Genomic DNA, 19,601 nt, shown 5'->3' with positions numbered 1-19,601 from the left:
ATTTAATTTACCTCCGTCTTGTCTGTTAAGTAATCTTGCAGCTTCGTATAAAGGCTATTACGGCGGCTTTGGGGTAGCTGACGGAAGCGTGAGATAATCTGAATCTCAAGATTTGATTCGATGATGCTATTACATTTTTGTTCTATCTCTTTAATTGTATTGTCAAGATCTTCAGTGATTCCTGAAATGTAATCAGATTTCTCTTTCTTGATACATTGAATTAGTCTATGGGCTTTTTCTGCCTGTCTTTCAGTATTACTATCTGTATCAATAGCAAGCCAATCGCGATCAACTTGATTTACCCAGTCACGAGCATCTTTGCGGATTTTATCTAGCAAAGCTTGACGATTCTTTTCGGCATCGCGTCGGATAGTTTGATAGCGATCGCCCATCCATTCAGGAATTTGACTATCCTCATCAAGCCATTGCTGCAATGCTTGCAAGTGCCGATCATAATCCTCTAGAGTTTGACGCTTGGCAGCGTCGGCAAGTTTATATAGCTCTTGCAAGCGACTGAGTTGGCTTTGAATGAGGCGATAACGCTCCTCATCAATTTCTGAGCCGAGGTAGTGACTAGATTTGCGTGATAGTTCTATTTCTATACTTTGACATGGCTTTAAGCCTGTAATGGTGGTTAGGCGCTGCTCTAGATCTCCTAGTTCATGCCGATATTGATCAAGGCGATCGCTTAGGTATTCAGCAATTGCTTGAATTTGTGGCTGAAAGTGATCGCTAATATTTTGGCTTTCCTCAGCTAACTTTTGCTGTGAATTTCGACATTCAATAATGGAATTAGATTTTTGCTTAAGTTTATCTAAGTCCCGAACTACATCAAGTGCTTCATCCAGTTCATCAATTTTGATTTGTAATTGTTGATAGTTGCCATAGTGTGATGAGTCTTTGAAAATATACTCTATCTTGGCATAGTCAATTTTGAATTTGTCTAATTCGTTGGGATCTCTGATTCCCTCAATCCGATCCTGTAACCGTGATAGCTCTTCACTTTGTCTAGTAATCTGAGCATTAAAATCATTTACACGTTTTCTAATATCTGCTTGATAAGTTTCTTGATCATTGAGTTTTTGTGACAAAGACTGAATTCGAGTTAAGCTTTCTTCGCATTGTCTAATTGTATTGGAACTACTTAAGGATAGCTTCTTAATTTCGTCAATGATGCTACGGTCTATGACACGCACTTCAAATTCCTGTAACCTTTTCTCTAAGGTAACAGATGCTGATTCTATCTGAGTGCGGATATTATCAAACTCATTACTATTAGGTAATAGAGCCTGAATCTGCTGAATTAAACCACTGCGTTGTGTATATTCATCACGTTTGTTAATTTGATTGTCACAGCGATTTATTGACTGTGTAAGCTTGTTGATAAGTGCTTCATATCCGCTAGCCTTGAGGTTTGTGAGTTGAGTTTGTACGTCTTCAACATTTAGATCTGGACTAGTCAAGATTTGGAGTGCCTGAAGTTGTTTATAGTTCTCAATCATCAAGCTAATTGTTTTAGAATCATTGATTAGCCTTACTGACTGCGCTGCTTGTTGAATAACTTCTGTGTTCGCTTGTTGAATATTCTCAATTCCTTCAATACCTTGAATGAATTGATTGAGGCTACTAAATATATCTTGTAGGCGTTGTTTGTCATGAGAGTCTGTGTACCGATTCTCTTGTTTGGAAATGTTAATAAGCAATTCAGTAGCTTCTAACTTGGTTATTTCTGAACTTAAATAACGACTACCCCAGTTTTGCAATTGTTGTTTTAGTTCTTCTTGCCGATCGCTAATTTGTTGTACTGTCTTTTCATACTTAGCCTCGTTTTTGAGGTCAGGTAATGTTTCTGCAAATTGAGCGATCGCTTCTTGAGCCTCAATTAACTCTTGCTGAGTAGCATTTTGACTCAAACCTTCATAACGGTTTTGTACTTCACGTAATTTTTGGGAGATCTGCTCCCTAATTGCGATTTCATTTTGACGACGAGTTATATCTGCTTTAGATTGTTCTAGGCTTTTAGCATAATGATCGGGTAAAGCAGCGACGGAACCTAAAGATCTAATCGCTGACTCAATATTACTAATACTAGAGACGCAGTTTTGAACTGTAGTTAAGCTTTCGGGTTCTACTTGTAGACATCTTACCCTCTCTTCAAGGATTTGTTGTAAGCGCTGTAAGGCTTGGTGTTGCAGTTCATTTTGGCTAGAGGTTCTATTGATATCAACAACCGGACATTCTCTAAGAGATTGGGGGTATAGATGTACTACTTGTTCGAGAGGGGTCTCTAAACTAAGTCCTGCGGCTTCTTGAATTGGTCTATACCAATTATCAAAATCTTTGATAATCTTGTTAAATTTCGGTTGCCATTCTTTGACATCATTTGCTTCTGGGGTGTTGCTATTTGTTTCTAAAAAGTCTTTTGCTTGGTTTAGATAGGTAATTATTTGATCATATGTAGTTGGTAAATCAGGTACTTTGGGCGCAGCAATTTTTTCTCGGCGAATCAGCTTGGCACTAAATTTGACAATCCACTTATCAACGAAAACATCAGCTTTTTCTAAAATATTTGCTGCTGCCCATTCCTCTAAGCTTCTAGTCTGCATAGGTTGAGCAGTTTTAGCCTTGAGATCAGTGATACCTCTTAGTACAACCTCATCACGATGAAAACTGAGCCAACTAGCAAGTAATACTGTAAAAGTGAGGTGATTGTATCCATAGGGAGCATCACTGAGAGTTTGCCAAATATCTGACAGAGAAACTTCTTTAAATTTCTCTCCATTCAGGTTGCAGATCTGAGAAATTTTGTCCCAAGCATCTCTTACTTTTTGATCAGTAGGTTCTTGCAAGATATAGCTACTGGAGGTCTTTTTTAAAATCTTCCAATTTTTAACAAAGGCGCTATCAATTGCAGTCATATAGCTAGCTTCTTTGGGCAGACTAGCAGATGCAATCTTGCCTTTACCCACTAACACCTGACTAGCAACTGTAGCTGCTATTTTGTTACCCGTAGGATGAATTCTTGGAAATATTGAGAGTTTGTCAACACCACCAATATTGGGTACAAATGGGTATATTTCGCTTAATAGAGTGCTGACATGGTAGGTGGCATATTTGCGTAGTTGTAGGGTAAGTTTATGGCTGCTAGTAGAGTGATGTCTTAAATTATCAGGACGATTAAGAATTTCATGGATGCGATCTCGCAAATACTTGTCCCAGTCAGCTAAGAGCTTAGTATAAGAAGCCGTTCCTTGTTCTGATTTGAATTTAGTCTTGAGAATATCAATTTTCTGGAGAATCCGTCCAAGATTTTGCTCTCCTTCGCCAATGCTTTGTTTTGAGATCGCTACTACTAGACGCTGATGAATTGGTGACTTTTGCAGTTTATTATCAATTTCATCCCATAATGCATCAAGGTCTTGAGCGTTATTATCAATCACATGAGCAACGATGCCATGGTAGCCAACATCTCTAACTTTCTTAATTCTTGATTTTGCAATTTCTGGTTCAGAATTAAGCAGTTTTTCTAATTCTGTAAGCGTGAATATTTGATTTTCAAAACACCAATCAGATGCCAACAAGCCATTTTCAGTAGCAAATTGATTTGCTTTTGTCGATTCCTCGCTAAATACTCTAGTAATGTTTTCACGACAATATTCGATGAAGGTAACTTCTGGGGATTGTCGATTCCCTTTCTCTTCTAATTCAGCTATAACTCTTTGTTCAAGTTCACGAGGATTAGTACCTGTAAAGAATTGATAGATACCATCATTACGGCGATAGACTGCCTGACGTTCATTGATGAGTTTTTCTAGCGCTTCTCTTAGTTGTAGTTCTGATAGACCTGTTAGATCACACAAAATTTTCTCATGATTCTCATTTGCTTGTTTGAAAATCAAATCACCACTAGCGTTATATAAGAAAATAGCTTTAATTACATTGATTTCATTCTCATTAGCTTCGGCAACTACACCATCTAGAGTTTGAGTGTAGGTTTCATAAAGGATAGCCTTACTAGCAGAGACTCTAAAGTTAGGCGCAAAGGCATCGACTAAGGATGTGGCGTAAAGTTGATTAGGTCGATTTGGGTGATCAATTTCAGTAGGATTACTGAGAAACTCGCCAATCTCGTTTCTGACAAATTCAATTGCAGTTCTACCTTGAGTAAATTCAAGATTGCATAATAAGTAGCTAGCAAAGGGATGTAATGGGAAACATCCTAAACCTAAATGATCATGAAACTCCTTAGCAGTTAAGTTATTGCCATCCTGATATTTACGAGCGCGTTTATATATTCTTTCGCTATCTCTTGATAAGACGTTATCCCATTTGTTTCTAAAACTTTTCCAAGCAGGGTTATCATGTTGGATGATTACTTCGTCAATGACTCGTTCTAGGCTAGATACAGGACTATAGGTCGCATCCGCAGGCGCTAGGCGAGTTGAAACAATTTGATAACCGCCAAGCGAGCTTTTGGAATTAGGGTTAACTTGTGTGAAGCTCATTAATGCGATTTTAGCCTTATGATTTGCACAAGCATTAGTCAGGTTTTGGGGGGCGGTATTACCTGCAGCATATTTGTCAGTTAGCCAGCTATCGAGATAGTTGTTAAGTTCATCAAAGAGAATGAGAATACCTTGAAATCTTGCATTACTTCCTGTGCAAAGATTTTTAACTAAATCATCAAGAATTTCTTCTATTTCAATATTTTTAATGAAGTTTGGCGCAAAGCCATTTGTGATTGCATCAGCAACTTGAATCACAAGAGGAATCACTTCATGATTATTACCTCGTAACAATTCACAAATGGCAGCGATATCGCCTTCTTGGGCATTGATCTGGCGGAGATAGCGATCGCCTTTTACTCGATCGCCATCATTAAGCTGCTCAAGATATTGCAACGGTCTTAAGCATAGGTGATGGGCAATAGAGCTTGTGACTCCTGCATTGTTTAAAGCTTTTAAGACTACAGATAAAAAATGTTTACGCAGATCATCACATTTATCTCCTCGTAGACAAAGCACAAGATGATTGCTTCTAGATTTGAAGGATTCTAAGGTGTCGCAAACCGCTTTATTCTTTTCCCCTGTCGCAATTTTGATGCTGTTGAAGATTCCTTTAACTTCTTCGCTATCGTGGGGTTTGCTGAAGAAATTGGCGATCGCTAAAGCGAAGTGAGTTTTACCCTTGCCATAATCTTGAACTACACAATGGATATTGGGAGAGTTTGGGCTGTGATAACTACGGCGTAATATGTCGAGTAAGCCAACTGTCGATTCTTTCGGGCGATCGCTGTTGTAGTTAAAGACAAAACTTTTACATAGCTTCCGATTTTTATCAGAGTCATCCATCATGTCTAAATTGACGACAGGCTCAATTGAACCTTCCTCGTTGATACTGATAAAATCTCTTAAAAACATAACCCAGCCCCTATTTATTAACTATAATCTTACAAGAATTTAACGCGAATATCCCATAAACTTTCTTTACCTGACATTTCTGTTGCCCAAGTCTTAGGAAGTAAGATCCATAATGGACAAGCTAGTTGACGGGTGGTGGCTAGATTTCGCCAAAATAGATTTAGCTGATTATTTGCACGGATGGAAAGATAGGTGAGCAAAATATCTAAGTCCTCTAACAGGACGATTGGCTTGCTTGCGTTTTGACAAATTTGTTTGATGGCTTCAACTTCTCGACTGCTATGTAGTTGCAAATTTAAGTAGCTGCTCTTGCTGGTGCTGGTATGGCGTTTAATTAGATCATCACGATAGCTAAGGCGATCTGCAGTATAGCGAAAGGCTAGGTGATGAAGAGCAGTTTTGCTAAGTTTGTCGGTATAGAGCAGATAGGGGCGATCGCGCAGTTCGACTTTATCTAGTGCTAGTTGATTGATTGCATCATTGGTTAACATATGCTTTCTCTAATAAGTCTAAAGATTCATTCCATCGGGGGATGATTTGGAAAGGAGGAACAGTTTTGTACTGCTCGATGATGCCTTTACCTGAGAGGCGATCAAGGAGGTCTTGCACTTTGTCGGTGCTGATGCCGAGGATGGGGGATAGTCCGTAGGGATGTTGTAGAAGGCGATCGCTATTGATCTGAGACAAACCTTGAAAATCTCTTTCACAGAGCTTTGCTAAAAAATAGGCAATTAACTCATCGGGTGGAAGTGTTGCTTCTCCTGCGATGTATTGATCTTTAGTGAGGGATTTTAAAAAGTTAATTTGGGCTAGTGCATCTTTTTTGTCGGTGTAGGCTTTGAGAACTTTCAATAGGTCGTCACTAATAGATTTAGCTTTTTTCTTGTCAGTTTCATAGATCTGGTTTGCGGCATTGTCGAGGGTGCTACGGCTAAAACTAGGATGAGTTGGCAAGAAGCTATAAACAAACCATGTCCAGCCGCCCCACTCGGCGGGATCTGGTGGTGGTGTAGCTAGTCCTTTGTCGCTGAAGCTGAGATAGAAGTGCATCAGCCAATCGGTGATGGGTGATTGGAGATAAGGATCATGTTTGCGGGCGATCGCGCCTTGTGGGGTGAGTTTGCCTGTCTCTCTATCAACTAATCCTGAACGAATAGACCAAGATTTAATCGGACTAACTTTTTTATTGCCTAAGCCAGTTTTAGCCATGAGATTCTCTTGAGAATCCTTAACTCCTTTTTCTTCTTCTTCGGCAACTTTGATCATTCTCAAAATATCTTCTTTTTTGAGTGAAAAAGTTGTATGAAAGCTGAGATTTAGTTCTGACATGGTTTTTAGATAGAAAAAATTGTTCGTGGGGTTAGCTTAAGTTCTGGAAACGTAGGTGAAATAATTAGTTCATCACCATAAAATTCTGTTACGTCATACCAGCCATCGGAATTAATTAAGACTGAGACTTTTGCCTCTAGCGGATCGACGATCCAATATTCAGGGATATCACGGGCGGCGTATTCAGTGCGTTTGGCTCGGTAGTCAATGTTTTTGATGGAAGGGCTGATTACTTCGATGACAAGCAATGGTGCAGATAGATCAAAATCAATCACAGCCTCACGCTCTTGCAAAGCTTGCCAATCATTTCCCTCCATCACCACTACATCAGGAATTCTGACTGTATCTAGTCCAATGCCACGCGGACATCGCACACCTATTTGTCCTTGCCGAACAATCCAAGGTTGAGCAGTGCGACTTATCTCAACGTTAATTTCCTTATAAACACGATCAATTGTTTCACCGTGTAAGCCAGTTCCTAACGACATTGCTATAAGCTCCCCGTCAACTAATTCATATTTCGTATCAGACCCGTCAGAGTAAGTCAGGTAGTCAGCAAAGGTGACTCTGGGCTTAGCATTTTTGGTGGTTTTGGCGATCGCGATGGTCATACAACTGTCCTCTCAAGAGATTTAGTTACAAATGGCAAGCTAAACAAGGCATTTCGTCATCTTCATCGTCTAGTACTGATTCTAATACTTCGGCAAGGCTAAGCTTGGGAGATGTTTTCTTCTCTTTAGCGATCGCCTTTTCATGGTCAGCAATAACTTGGTCTTTACGGGCAATCAGTTCTAAGAGTGTTTCTCCTTGAGTCCAAGTATATGTTCTCCCATCCTTATGATCTCTTTCATAGGCAACCGCTTGAGCGAATTCTTCTGGATGTTTTTCAGCAAGCTTTACCCATTCATATTTGCGCTGAAAAAAACAAAAAGAACATCCTGATCGACTTCGCCATTCATAATAACTAGGTAAGCCAATTCCGCTATCATCAAGAATATTAAGAATATCAGACTTGACTAAACCTCTTTCTTTAAATGGATAAACTGGATAAATATTTGGTTGTGCCGATACATAACCTTCTCGATTTTCGTCTGCTCTTATACCAATGTAACTAACAGCTTTGTCGTCTCCTACAAATTTTTCAAGAGGCTCTATTTTAAGCTTTCGGGTACACCATCTAACTCTTGGTGAAGGAAGAACACCGTTGAACACTTCTAACCAATGATCGAAATCTCTTTCGGCATTCAGATACTCGATTTTGATTCCCAAACGCGCCTTAATTCTTTCCAAATATTCGTATGTTTCAGGAAGTTCTTTACCTGTATCGCAAAAGAAATATTCCATTTGTGGGACTTCTTTGTGCATCAAAATTGCTAATGCTGTACTGTCTTTCCCTCCTGACAAGCCTAAAATATGTCTAGTCATAATTAGTTGTTCTCTAAATCTTCCAAATCAAATAGGTAATCATATAAAGATGCTTCAAAATCAATTATTTGTAGTTCAGTTTCGTTACTACTTGAACTAGATTTTTCTATTAGAGTCCATTGATTTCCATCTTTATAAAAATATTTGTTAGGAGATGAATGCTCTTTGGTTTTGCTGCTATGTCTCCAAAGAGCGTTGTAAACCATGCCTTGAGTATCGTCTGTCTTAAATTGATAGAGATTTCTATCTAGAATCAATTGACAAATCTCTTGGGAAGTCATCGGGCGATTAGTTTCACCCATCACTTCTAAAATAGCCTGAGCGATAGTTTTTTTCTTTATTTTCTGACTGTTACCCCCAGATATATCATCCATAAACCATAAATCTTTTATATTATATCAACATAATATACACAACCAGTGCATATTCGCAATCAAAAATCAGCAAATTGAACTAATATTAAGCATAAACTGCCAGATTATAGACTAATTCCTTTACGAAACTCACGTAGAGCCGCTAAAGGTGAACTCAGTAATAAACAACGGCACAGTAAAGTTAAATCCAAATTCGGTAAAACTTGACTTTGACTCACTTTTACATATTGATGATTTTCTAGACAATATATGGCGATCGCTCCATCCTCCCAAAACCAAACTTCAGGAACACCACGCAATTGATATTTGCGTAACTTACTAGGACTGCCACTAGTAATTACGACTTCAATACATAGATCAGGAATATCCTTATCTTGACCGAAGCAATAGGAAAGATCGGCTTGAAATTCTGTAACATTCGGAATAATTTGACTATAAGCACCGCTAGGGAAAAACTCAATACCATGAATTTCAAAATAAGCACTTAGTAAGCTGCTTAATAGACTGGTATACATTTCATGAGCTTTCCCAATCCCCATAATCTCTAAAATTCCTTCACAATAAGTTAACCGTAGATTTGGGACATTCTCAAATCCAGACTGAATCACCTTAAACTGTTCCCAAGATATAGCCTCATGGGCAAAATGGCGATCGCGATTTCTCTCTAAGGCTTGAACCATGACAGCTTACTCCTTATGCGCTTATGTAATATCATACACTCTTACTGTTTAATACCTTTTTCACAGCACCAAGCCCGAAACTCTCGACATAAAGCACTCATCGGCAATTCGCCACTGCGTCCTAAAAATAGCGAAATCCCCTCAATAATTGGAAGTAATGGGAAAACTTTGCTACTTGTCGAACTCACATACTTCCCGTCCTGCAACAAATTAATTTCTAATCTGTCATTGCGAATACGCCAAATTTCCGCAACTCCCAAAGCTTCATAAGCACTTACCTGAGTCTGAGAAGTTAGATCCACCTCGATCGCCAAATCAGGCACAGGATCAACATCAAGATTGATGCGCTTTATTCCAGTCACCGCTTGATAGTTCTGGATATAAAAACAATCATCAGGTTCGATACCTGCTTGCATCCTGCGATTTTTAAAAGTTGTCGAACCCAAAGATTCCCACTCTAAGCCGAGTTCATTTAGCAAAACCACTAACAAATGTGAGACTAACATTTTATAGCGTTCATGTTCTGGTAATGGCATCCTAAACTCTAAAACTCCTTTGTAATAGGCAACATGAGAATGACGATGCTCACCGAGATCCTCCAAAATATCTTCAAACTCTTGCCAGCCAATTCTATCAAGGACAACTCGCTGACCTGCTTGTAATTGGATTTGGGCGATCGCTATCTTTACAGTCATAAGAGATTCCTGCTTTTTCCGCCTAATTGACTTGATACTTTTGCTGAAATGCCAAAATAGAATCTAGCTGCGACTCGATTAATAAACATTCTTCTAAATGCTCAATATCCAACTCAGGCAACCACTCACTGCGATCGCTCTGTATATATTCACCATTAACGAAGCGATAAATGCTAATTTTGCCTTCCACCCAAAACCAAACTTCTGGAATACCTCTTAGTTGATATTTTCTTAACTTTTTAACACCACCGCTAGTAACCACAATTTCGATGCATAGGTCAGTTTTTGCAGGATCATTACCAAAAGCAAAGGATAAATCAGCTTGAAACTCAAGATTTGGTTCGATTTTCTGGGTATAAGCACCTGTTGATGTGAATCGGATACGTTTGGTAACGAAGTAGTAACTTAATAAGATTCCAAGCAGACTGGATATCATTTCATGCTGCAAACCAATACCCATAATTTCTAATTCTCCTTCACAATAACTAAGCCGCACACCACCGATCTCATCAAAGGCGGATTGCAGGGTTTTAAACTGCTCCCAAGTCACAGCCCATTTAACTAGATATTGACTTTCGGCTTTAGCTAAAGTGTTGATCATCGCTTTACCTTTACTGCTGAATGTTCTTAGTATAACTTGTTGATTTAAGACTGACGCAAAACCCTTTCTGCTAACTTAGCAATTAAAGCTTGCTGGAGGCGATCGCTACCTTGCACGCTCTCTTCACTCAAGATTTTTTCTACCAATACCTCAAGGCGATCACTATCCTTGGGATCGAGCCAAATCAACTGATGCACTTCCTGACCATCAGGACGAGCGATCGTAATCCGCCTCGCATCAAAACTTTGCGCCCCAGCATGTGCTTTACCAGAATGTGCCTTATATGAAGCCGCCATCTCCTTGTGCAAAGATTCCAAATTCATAAACCTACGCGCCAAATCCGTTAGCTTTGGCTCAAAGCTCCGCACATCCGCATCAGTCCAAGACTCCGCAGGCTTATCCGCAATGATCATCAGCAAAGACTCTAACCATTGGCGATCGTCCACAGTCTCATCAGCCGCCGCCAATACAAACCGCTTGAGTAGACGTTCTGAACAATTATCCGTAAGATAACTTGCTCTCATCCGCAAGTCTTCGCGCAATTTCGCCTCATCACGCCGCACTGCAAAAGCGTCATGCAATAGGCTTTGACAATCAGTGAGTAACCTGTCATAGGCAGTTTGGACTTCCTGTAATATCTGGACTAACTTCCCTTTAAACTTCTTGGCAGTGGTTCCATCATCTTCTTGATTTGGGGCGATTGCCGTTAATCCACAAGCCACAGGTAAAGTCTGAAATAGCAAGACATCAGGCTCCTGAGCAGTTTGCAATGTTCGCACCACCGCTTGCGCCTCTGGACTAATGCGCGTAGTTTTGGTGGTGTATGCAGGCAACTTTTTCACAAACTGAAATAACGGCTTTACCACCGATAACATGGTTGTATTGCGTAAATTTCCAGAAGTCTTTTTAGAGTTGGATTTAGGATTAGAATTTGGCGATCGCAATACATTTTCTAACTCACGGAAGACCTGCGATCGCAAGCCCACAATCTCAAAATGTTTGACCGCAAAGCGTTGTGGATGCTTGACTAACAATTCAAAATGTTCGCTTCCCAATACAGGAATAAAGGTTCCATCCTTATATACACTCACATCATCCATATGATGTAACCACACTGCTGCTAAAAGAATGGGAATTACGCCACGCTTTACGCCATAGGGGGGAGCATCAAGAATTGCATAGAGTTGATCGATTGTGCGGGGTTTCTCTAAAGATTCCAAACAGAAATTCTCAATGGCTTCCCAGACTGGTTGTATCAGTGGATAAGTCGGTGCATAGAAGCCCAAAGATTCATCCTCTTGACGATGAATCTTTGTTTCGTTTAATACAGAGGTGTAAATACTCACCTCTGGACTATTACCTGTTAAACCTAATTGAGGGCGATCGCTATGGTCTAACATCGCCTGAATCAGTGTCCGCAATGCTCTCACCATCTGTGAGCTTAACTCGCGGCGATTAATCAACTCATTCCAAAGCGTCAGTCCCTTGTCATAAACGCGATCGCAAACAGCCGACAATTTGGAATTAAAATCAATGGCGCGACTAATTTCAATCCTCTCTCCCTCGATCCAACATACATTTCCCCATCCATTTTGCTGTTGATTCATTTCAAAGGATTTTCCTAGATCTTCATCAAAAATCCGCTTTGCCTGTATTAGCCGATGCCGCACCTCTAGAGTTGCGACTCGATCTAACCCCTTTGTCTGACTTTGGATTTTCTGGAGCGCTGTATATTCTAGCGCCGCCATTTGTAAGAACTTGAGATTAGCCGCCATGACCACAATTAGAGGCTTACCGTCACTTGTAAAGCTGGTTAACGACTGCGGCGGCTCTGCACTTACCCAATAGCCAATCATGCCATCAAAACTATAGTGAGAGCAGTGCAATTCCGACCAATTTACATCAGCATCAATATAGACTCTCTCAAAATAACGGGTTGTGCCAGTGGTGTAGCTATGACGTTGTGCCACCACAGGCTTTAACTTAGAAATACTAGTTAAAATTTTGGCGAGAGGCGATCGCTCCTGTTCGATATGCGTATCGATCGCATCTTGCACATCAAAATCTGAGCCTTCCCAGATTCTCAATTCATCAATTTGTTTGCGATGATGGAGAATTCCCTTTTGATTGAGAAGCTCATCGATTAAATTATCGATCGCTGCTTGCTGTGATTGATTATCGGGTTGATCGCTAATGTCATCACATAACGCCCACTTCACCATCGCCCACGAAGCCTTCAGTCCACCCGTCGAAGTGATCAAATTCAGAATACCGACAGTTTTAAGGAGCTTCACTCTTTCCGCATCAAGCTTACTCGCATCACTAACTAAATTCTGAATCTCTACCCACTTTTGGAGTTGGGGACGGTTGGCTAGCCCCATCCCTGCGGATTCGATAAAGTAGTCATAAACGCGATCCAGTTTTAGTAAAGGAATGCGATCGCTATCAAAGTTAAATTCCTTTAGATAACTCTGCAAGCCATAGGGTTCAGAGCTAGTTAAGAATGTAAATAGTGAGCGATCGTTTTGAGCATAACGAGTACAAAGAATCGGCAAGACTAAAGCTGCGATCGGATGCAAAGGATAAGCTGCCGCTAAGAGTTCGGGTGAAATATCCTCAATCTGCGATCGCAGCACTTCGCACCAATCTTTGGCTTGATGTTTGATCAGAGCATCATATTTTTTAGATTGTGTAACAATAGATTTATCAGCAGATTCATCAGCAGATTTATGATTTGGGTGGGCGATCGCCTTCCCAATTAACCAAGTCATCTGTCGTGGTGATTCCGTAAAAGGAATATCTTGAAATCTCCCTTGAATCTTTGCCCATTCATTACGCTGCAAAGAAGCTAATCTTTCGCCATAGTCAGCAAAAGACTGATGTAATAGACCAATTAAATAGAATTTTAAATCAAGAGAACGCGAAGCGTTCTCTTGATTTGGCTTTAACTCTGCTAATTGCTGTAATAAATAAAGGTCTGATTCACTAGGATGCAAAGACGCATATTCTAAGTTTTTCCCTAACTCATCAATTATCAAGATCACATCAGTTTTGACTGCTGCAATAACTTCTCGAATGGTTTGTAAGGCTTCTTTACTATCAACTTTATCTCCAAAGGCAATGTTGCCTGCTAAATCCACAAGCTTAGTAGCGATCGGCGGTTTACTCTTACTCTTATTCCAAAAACGACTTGCCCCATAGTCCAACGCTCGAATAATTGTGTGGGCTAGAGGTTCTCTCTGGGCTGTGGCGATCGCCCTAAAACAACCCTTTTCAGGTAGATTCTGATGCAACTTTTGAAAATCTGTGGCTGTTAATGTAGTCTTGGCGATCGCTAAAGCCTTTTGCTTAACTGACTCTTCTCCTGCACATAAGCAAGCTAAAAAATGAGCAAAGGCAGATTTCCCCGTCCCATATACCCCTGTTAACGTCACTGCCTGTGTCTGCCCAGATTCTGGACTATTAACCAAAATTTGTTTGAGCGCATACAGCGATCGATCTGTTAACACATAACCAGCCACCGAGTTAGGGTTATCCAGATCTCGCTCTAGATTAATCGATCTAGCATAACGGCGATCGAGTTGAAAGTATTCTGACAATTTAAACATTTAAGGTCTGTAATATCTATTTAAAACTGTGTGACTGAGCTTTGCGGGATCTTGAGTAAAGGACATCTGAATGATGCCAGCACTATCAGAAAAAGTAATCTCATTACACCATCGTGCTACCTGCTCGATCGCATCACAAAGAGCAGACTCCGATAACTTAAATACCATTCCGGGGCTACCTTCATCAAATAATAAACTCGTCAAAGAGATTGTCCTCTGCGTAGTACTAACCGTTTTCGCAAAATCTAGACAAGCTGATACTAAGATTTCATGAGGGAGACTAGTCTTAGCACCTGTGCGAAACAAATAATGCTTAGCATCTCCTACTCGTTGAATCAATCCTAACTCTGCAAAGGGACAGTCTAAGTTATCTTCATTCAAACTCAGATCATCACCTTGTCTCACATACATTCGCAAAAGGCAAGTGATATCTTTTTTTAATGAAGCCTCCACAGTGCGATTGCCTGCTGCATCACGATACTGAATGAGCATCAACAGCAAATCCTCAACAGTAAATTCTGTTTGACGTAAGTTATTAAAAATTGCGTGCCACGCTGAGGCTCTACAGGGTTGCTGCAATAGATGCCAATGCAATAACCATAGGGAAGCAGGATCTTCTAAAAAGGGATCGTAACCATCTTCACCTAGCAATAATCGCCCAAATTGTGATGTTTGAGGTGATGACTGTCCTGCGCGATCGTCTTCAATAAGCTTAAACGCCCCACACCAATAGCGAATTGCCTTCGCCATGTTTTTCCCCACCCCTAGCTGAATATGAGCATCTTCCTCTAAAAAAATGTTGGAGTTAGCGTTAACCGCCTCAAATCCTTTCTTTAGCCAGCCATAACGAGGATAAAATGTCTCATGCCGAGCAAAAATTAATTCCGTGACAGTAGGAATATTGCTGTTGATAGTCTGAACCATATTTACTCTTGAATTTGCTTGTCCAGCTTAAACCAACTTTATAGTTTCTAAAAGTTAGTAAATCTGCTACACCTTGAAAGTATAGGATAGACTGAGATTCTAACAGTAATTTCTATGTCAGCCCGCGATCTATTCCATGACATCGTTAAAAACGCTTTACAGAAAGATGGTTGGATAATCACCCATGATCCCTATCCGTTACCAACAGGCAGTTTTGACTTAGCGATTGATCTCGGAGCTGAGAAAGTAATTGCTGCCTATCGAGGAGAACAAAAAATTGCGATTGAAATCAAAAGCTTTTTGGGTTCATCCAAAATTTCGCAGTTTTATGCAGCTTTAGGGCAGTTTATCGCCTATCGCACAGCTTTACATACCCAAGATCAAGACCGTATTCTTTATCTAGCAGTCCCTAATGATATATACGATCGCTTCTTCTTAACGCCCTTTGTCCAAGAACTAGTTACCCAAAACCAACTTTACCTAATTACTTATTCAATTGCGTCTGAGAGTCTAGAAAAATGGATACCATTGCCCAATATCGTCAGCAAATAAAAAACGTTTTAGAAAATCACGCTAGCCATGTTTGGGATGATCGCATTCAGGCTCAAATAATTATTGACGCAGAACGAGATCATTACCAGCTTGTTTATGTCGGTTGGCGCGATTCTAAACGTTGTTATGGCGTAGTTATCCACATAGATATTATTGATGGCAAAGTCTGGATTCAACAAGATGGAACTGAAATTGGTGCAGCAAATGAATTAGTGGAAATGGGAGTTCCCAAACAAGATATCGTACTAGGGATTGATCCTCCTAATTTGCGACAATATACAGACTTTGCTGTAAATTGAAATTAGTTCTGAACAATCTTTTATTTATTAGTTTAGTAAACAACAACTAACTAGTAAGTTAAATATAAAAATCAGGTAGTGTTGACCAGTCACAAAATCTAATTGATTGCCAAGTTTTTGATAGTATAAATTTAATAAATCTAATGTTAGGTGATTTAGAATCTGTATTGATTTCTGCAAAAGAGTCAGACATAAAACCAAAATCCGTACATAATTGCTTGAGCATATTGGCATCAAATTTTGATATCTTTACAGCGTGAGGTAATCTTTTCTCTTTAATTTCTTGACTATTATCTTTTATTTGTACTCCCAACCAATTTTCTAGAATTTTTATTTCCATATTATCCCATAAATTTTTCATCGGTATGGGAAGCAATGGATCACCCCATATAATTTCTGCTAGAAAATCCCTTCTCATTTCGTCAGAGCTAGTCTGTATATATCTTATGATTCCGATAAGTCTTCTACAGTGGTATTTTATAAGATCTTCAACTGATGAATTTTCAATAAGCTCTTTTATTGATATATTTTTAGTGTTTTCTTGCTCTTTCAGTACCACATAGCTCATAGATTGAGGATGATTGTTTAACCACTTTTCAAACTCAAAAATTTTATTCTCGATATATATACAGGCTTGTTGCAATTCAAGAACTTTTGCAGCAGCTTGAATCAATAAAAAAGGATCTGAATGTAGCATTTTTATTTTTGAATTAATATTAATTTGTCGTCTCAATGACTCTTCTTTAAGAAATATTTGAATTGCTGGTAACTTATCTTGAATTTCTATGCTGGTTATTTTGGTTATTTCAACTTCATAACTAGGTATATTTCTAGACTGATAGTAATGTAAAAGATTCAGAAAAGATATTTCTAATTTTCCTCTTTTTTGTCCTTTTGAATATATTTCAGAACTTGTATTATTACTATCTGAATTGATTCCAAAATCGACTCTTAATGAGCAATCATCTATACTACCTTTAGGATGAATAAAAGATGCTCGTACAGAATGACCATCTCTTATAAAACTTGAACGCCAGTGGAGAGTTGCATTACACTCAGGACATTGAAAGATCTTACTGAAATCAGAGTGATTTACTTCTTCTGCATCAATTAACTGTCGTCCTAACTTTCCAACAACCAAATAAGCTTTTTGCATAAGTGTCTAAATTGCTAATTTGTAATAACTTATCTAATTATTTGTGTTTTCCCCATTTATTCTTGTCTTGTTTACTCATGTTTTTTAACATAGTTGATCTAACTTCATTCAATTTGTTTATAAATATCTCACATCTCTGATCCATAACGTGTTTTTTAATTAGCTTTCGAGACTCCTGTGCAAATCTTCTAATTGCTTCCTTTTTAATTTTAATATCTCTTGCAGAGTCAGATAATATATTATTGTCAGATATCCAAGTTTTTATAAATTCTTGTGCTTTGGAAGTTTCTTCATTTATGAAGATATCCTCATTAGTATGTAATCCTTTTTTTGATTTAGTTATTAAATCAAGATTGCTTTCTTCTGAAATATCTGGAATACTTGTTAATTGATATTCATCCCACCATAATTTGATAGCAGAATTTACTATTTGAATAGCACGTTCTTTGACTACTATTAAATCAATTTTAATATTAAATTCTTGCTCTATTGAATCCACCAAATTTCTTTCGTGACAAGATTCAGCAACCGCTACATATTGAATAGGTTTAAAAGAATTGTTGCTATCTAAGTTAGTTGGCAAGTTCATTATTCTTTAATAATGTTAGTCATAAGATAATGTATTTTAATTATTTTAGATGAGTTAAAATGCTACTACTTAATCATTATTGCAAAGATTTAAGTAATATAATCCCTAAAACATAGTATAAATTACATCTAGCTGTATTATACATGATTATAAAATGTAATCACATTCAAATAATTAAATTATGCCAGCAGAGTCCTATTGGCAAAAAGTTGCCCAATGCGCTTTATGTTCATATATCAGCGATCGCCTCTTTATCTCCACAATTACAAGAATGCGATCGCCAAGCCAGATCACTACTTCCTAAAGAAAGCAAATTCACCATCATCAAATTCAACTACGAACAACCCAAAATCTCCTACCTGTTCTATCCAGAATTTGATACTGACCCACATCCTGCATTGCATCAGAGCATTCAAGTTGACCTCCAAACCCAAACTACTCAACAGCGCGATTATTACCAATCTCCCAATCCACCAATCTTGCATCGCAAAGAAACCTTCGTAAATCAAGACTATCCGCTTTATCAGATATTTGCTCAACTAACCAAACAAGAAGAAGCGATCGGCTTATTTCATGAGACCCGTACCATCGGCACTCTTAAAGGATGGGAAGAACGTTTACAGGAATACCAAGTTGAATTAAAAGATCATCAACTAATCTTGCTCCCCTCTCCTTCTGAGAAATGGGCTGGGGGTGAGGGAACCCTCAAAATTGATCGCCATAAAGCTGCAATTCACCGTCCTGACCTATCTAAACCCGTTCGCCTCGCCCTAGAAGCAGGGCTATTTACAGAAAATACAACCTTCTTTGACTATGGTTGTGGTCATGGCGAAGATATTAAAAGAATTAGCGATCGCGGCTTCGCCAGTAATGGTTGGGATCCATACTATCGACCACAAAGCGATCGTACCAATGCCGAAATCGTCAATCTCGGCTATATCATCAACGTCATCGAATCACAGATCGAAAGAAGAGAAGCACTAATCAAAGCATGGGAATTAACGCAAAAAGTTTTGATAGTGTCGGCACAAGTTTTAATCGGTGATGTCGGCAAAGGACAAATCGCCTACAGTGATGGCGTGGTGAGTAGCCGTAACACATTTCAGAAATACTACGAACAAGAAGAACTCAAACTCTATATCGATCAAGTATTAGGCGTAGATTCAGTTCCTGTCGCCCTCGGCATTTATTTTGTATTCCGTGATGAAATGCAAGCGCAAAGCTTTAGAGCATCACGTTTTCGCTCAAGAGCTACCACACCCAGAATCCGCCTTGTCTCCAAACGCTTTGAAGACTATCGTGAATTACTTACTCCCCTCATGGATTTCTTCACAGAGAGAGGTAGATTACCCGTCGGTGAAGAACTGTCAAACTTTGAGCCGTTACTAACAGAATTTGGGACAGTACGCCGCGCCTTTAACTTGATCGTCAGCGCCACAAATCAAGATGAGTGGGATGAGATCGCCGATAAGCGCCGCCAAGATATTCTAGTATTCTTAGCCCTCAGCAACTTTGATAACCCTTACAAACGGCTCAAACCAAGTCAGCTTTCTAAACAATATCAAACCGATATCAAATCTCTGTTCGGATCTTACCAAGGAGCAAGTACCACCGCTGACCTGATGTTATTTAATTTAGGTAGGGAAGGATTCATCGCTACCTGTTGTCGAAACAGCAAAATTGGGCGACTAGATCATCAAGCCCTCTACGTGCATATCTCAGCACTAGAACATCTTGATACCATGCTCAGACTTTATGAAGGATGCGCCAGCCGCACCATTGGCAGAATGGATGGAGCCACACTAATCAAATTTCATCTTCACAAACCCAAAATCAGCTATCTGTTTTATCCCGACTTTGATCGAGATCCCCACCCAAAAATGCAAGCCTCAATGCAAATCGACCTGAGAGATTTACAGGTTCGTTATCGTGACTATCACAACTCCGAT

Annotated in this window: 16 protein-coding genes; 3 read left to right on the top strand and 13 right to left on the bottom strand. The window is 39.2% G+C overall.

Going from position 1 to position 19,601, the window contains the following annotated elements; translation table 11 throughout:
- Positions 1-2: 2 nt before the first annotated feature.
- From HC246_RS24875 to HC246_RS24825, 11 genes are all read right to left on the bottom strand, one after another.
- Positions 3-5,420 (bottom strand): coiled-coil domain-containing protein, encoded by a 5,418-nt coding sequence (locus HC246_RS24875; RefSeq protein ID WP_169366114.1) that lies wholly within the window; start codon positions 5,418-5,420, stop codon positions 3-5.
- Positions 5,421-5,449: 29 nt separating this feature from the next.
- Positions 5,450-5,911: a hypothetical protein gene (locus HC246_RS24870; protein WP_169366113.1), complete on the bottom strand. Its 462-nt coding sequence runs from the start codon at positions 5,909-5,911 to the stop codon at positions 5,450-5,452.
- A complete protein-coding gene (locus HC246_RS24865; protein WP_169366112.1) occupies positions 5,898-6,749 on the bottom strand; it encodes a DUF4007 family protein in 852 nt (283 codons plus the stop codon). Before HC246_RS24865 ends, HC246_RS24870 begins: the two co-directional genes overlap by 14 nt.
- A gap of 5 nt (positions 6,750-6,754) precedes the next feature.
- Complete coding sequence (locus HC246_RS24860; protein ID WP_169366111.1) at positions 6,755-7,360, bottom strand: Uma2 family endonuclease; 606 nt, start codon at positions 7,358-7,360, stop codon at positions 6,755-6,757.
- A gap of 25 nt (positions 7,361-7,385) precedes the next feature.
- Positions 7,386-8,174 (bottom strand): phosphoadenosine phosphosulfate reductase family protein, encoded by a 789-nt coding sequence (locus HC246_RS24855; RefSeq protein ID WP_169366110.1) that lies wholly within the window; start codon positions 8,172-8,174, stop codon positions 7,386-7,388.
- A 2-nt stretch (positions 8,175-8,176) separates the two neighbouring features.
- Positions 8,177-8,548, bottom strand: a complete 372-nt coding sequence (locus HC246_RS24850; protein ID WP_169366109.1) for a hypothetical protein — start codon at positions 8,546-8,548, stop codon at positions 8,177-8,179.
- A gap of 104 nt (positions 8,549-8,652) precedes the next feature.
- On the bottom strand, positions 8,653-9,228 hold the full coding sequence (locus HC246_RS24845) for a Uma2 family endonuclease (protein ID WP_169366108.1): 576 nt from the start codon (positions 9,226-9,228) through the stop codon (positions 8,653-8,655).
- Between the two features lie 41 nt (positions 9,229-9,269).
- Positions 9,270-9,923, bottom strand: a complete 654-nt coding sequence (locus HC246_RS24840) for a Uma2 family endonuclease (RefSeq protein ID WP_169366107.1) — start codon at positions 9,921-9,923, stop codon at positions 9,270-9,272.
- A 22-nt stretch (positions 9,924-9,945) separates the two neighbouring features.
- The gene (locus tag HC246_RS24835; RefSeq protein ID WP_169366106.1) at positions 9,946-10,524 is read right to left on the bottom strand and encodes a Uma2 family endonuclease; all 579 of its coding nucleotides are present in this window, start codon (positions 10,522-10,524) and stop codon (positions 9,946-9,948) included.
- Positions 10,525-10,568: 44 nt separating this feature from the next.
- On the bottom strand, positions 10,569-14,132 hold the full coding sequence (locus HC246_RS24830; protein ID WP_169366105.1) for a hypothetical protein: 3,564 nt from the start codon (positions 14,130-14,132) through the stop codon (positions 10,569-10,571).
- Positions 14,133-15,056 (bottom strand): DUF4007 family protein, encoded by a 924-nt coding sequence (locus tag HC246_RS24825; protein ID WP_169366104.1) that lies wholly within the window; start codon positions 15,054-15,056, stop codon positions 14,133-14,135.
- A gap of 114 nt (positions 15,057-15,170) precedes the next feature.
- Here HC246_RS24825 and HC246_RS24820 point away from each other — a divergent pair, with 114 nt between their 5' ends.
- Together HC246_RS24820 and HC246_RS24815 are read left to right on the top strand one after the other, a co-directional pair.
- On the top strand, positions 15,171-15,608 hold the full coding sequence (locus HC246_RS24820) for a XisH family protein (protein WP_169366103.1): 438 nt from the start codon (positions 15,171-15,173) through the stop codon (positions 15,606-15,608).
- Positions 15,575-15,907 (top strand): XisI protein, encoded by a 333-nt coding sequence (locus HC246_RS24815; protein ID WP_169366102.1) that lies wholly within the window; start codon positions 15,575-15,577, stop codon positions 15,905-15,907. The genes HC246_RS24820 and HC246_RS24815 overlap by 34 nt, the downstream gene beginning before the upstream one ends.
- A gap of 58 nt (positions 15,908-15,965) precedes the next feature.
- On the opposite strand, the gene HC246_RS24810 is transcribed toward HC246_RS24815, so the two are convergent.
- Together HC246_RS24810 and HC246_RS24805 are read right to left on the bottom strand one after the other, a co-directional pair.
- Complete coding sequence (locus HC246_RS24810) at positions 15,966-17,063, bottom strand: hypothetical protein (protein WP_169366101.1); 1,098 nt, start codon at positions 17,061-17,063, stop codon at positions 15,966-15,968.
- A 37-nt stretch (positions 17,064-17,100) separates the two neighbouring features.
- Positions 17,101-17,652, bottom strand: coding sequence for a hypothetical protein (locus HC246_RS24805; protein WP_169366100.1), 552 nt, complete (start codon positions 17,650-17,652; stop codon positions 17,101-17,103).
- Positions 17,653-17,795: 143 nt separating this feature from the next.
- Here HC246_RS24805 and HC246_RS24800 point away from each other — a divergent pair.
- The coding region (locus HC246_RS24800; protein WP_169366099.1) for a DNA phosphorothioation-associated putative methyltransferase at positions 17,796-19,601 on the top strand (1,806 nt) is incomplete at its 3' end.

Source organism: Pseudanabaena yagii GIHE-NHR1, assembly GCF_012863495.1.
Taxonomy (GTDB): domain Bacteria; phylum Cyanobacteriota; class Cyanobacteriia; order Pseudanabaenales; family Pseudanabaenaceae; genus Pseudanabaena; species Pseudanabaena yagii.
Note: the sequence above shows the minus strand (reverse complement) of the source record. Positions and strands in the feature narration are given on the sequence as shown.

What these genes read in the sequence shown, in the direction of transcription:
- HC246_RS24875 (WP_169366114.1), bottom strand. Translation starts at nt 5,420, where the DNA reads ATGTTTTTAAGAGATTTTATCAGTATCAACGAGGAAGGTTCAATTGAG.
- HC246_RS24870 (WP_169366113.1), bottom strand. Translation starts at nt 5,911, where the DNA reads ATGTTAACCAATGATGCAATCAATCAACTAGCACTAGATAAAGTCGAA.
- HC246_RS24865 (WP_169366112.1), bottom strand. Translation starts at nt 6,749, where the DNA reads ATGTCAGAACTAAATCTCAGCTTTCATACAACTTTTTCACTCAAAAAA.
- HC246_RS24860 (WP_169366111.1), bottom strand. Translation starts at nt 7,360, where the DNA reads ATGACCATCGCGATCGCCAAAACCACCAAAAATGCTAAGCCCAGAGTC.
- HC246_RS24855 (WP_169366110.1), bottom strand. Translation starts at nt 8,174, where the DNA reads ATGACTAGACATATTTTAGGCTTGTCAGGAGGGAAAGACAGTACAGCA.
- HC246_RS24850 (WP_169366109.1), bottom strand. Translation starts at nt 8,548, where the DNA reads ATGGATGATATATCTGGGGGTAACAGTCAGAAAATAAAGAAAAAAACT.
- HC246_RS24845 (WP_169366108.1), bottom strand. Translation starts at nt 9,228, where the DNA reads ATGGTTCAAGCCTTAGAGAGAAATCGCGATCGCCATTTTGCCCATGAG.
- HC246_RS24840 (WP_169366107.1), bottom strand. Translation starts at nt 9,923, where the DNA reads ATGACTGTAAAGATAGCGATCGCCCAAATCCAATTACAAGCAGGTCAG.
- HC246_RS24835 (WP_169366106.1), bottom strand. Translation starts at nt 10,524, where the DNA reads ATGATCAACACTTTAGCTAAAGCCGAAAGTCAATATCTAGTTAAATGG.
- HC246_RS24830 (WP_169366105.1), bottom strand. Translation starts at nt 14,132, where the DNA reads ATGTTTAAATTGTCAGAATACTTTCAACTCGATCGCCGTTATGCTAGA.
- HC246_RS24825 (WP_169366104.1), bottom strand. Translation starts at nt 15,056, where the DNA reads ATGGTTCAGACTATCAACAGCAATATTCCTACTGTCACGGAATTAATT.
- HC246_RS24820 (WP_169366103.1), top strand. Translation starts at nt 15,171, where the DNA reads ATGTCAGCCCGCGATCTATTCCATGACATCGTTAAAAACGCTTTACAG.
- HC246_RS24815 (WP_169366102.1), top strand. Translation starts at nt 15,575, where the DNA reads ATGGATACCATTGCCCAATATCGTCAGCAAATAAAAAACGTTTTAGAA.
- HC246_RS24810 (WP_169366101.1), bottom strand. Translation starts at nt 17,063, where the DNA reads ATGCAAAAAGCTTATTTGGTTGTTGGAAAGTTAGGACGACAGTTAATT.
- HC246_RS24805 (WP_169366100.1), bottom strand. Translation starts at nt 17,652, where the DNA reads ATGAACTTGCCAACTAACTTAGATAGCAACAATTCTTTTAAACCTATT.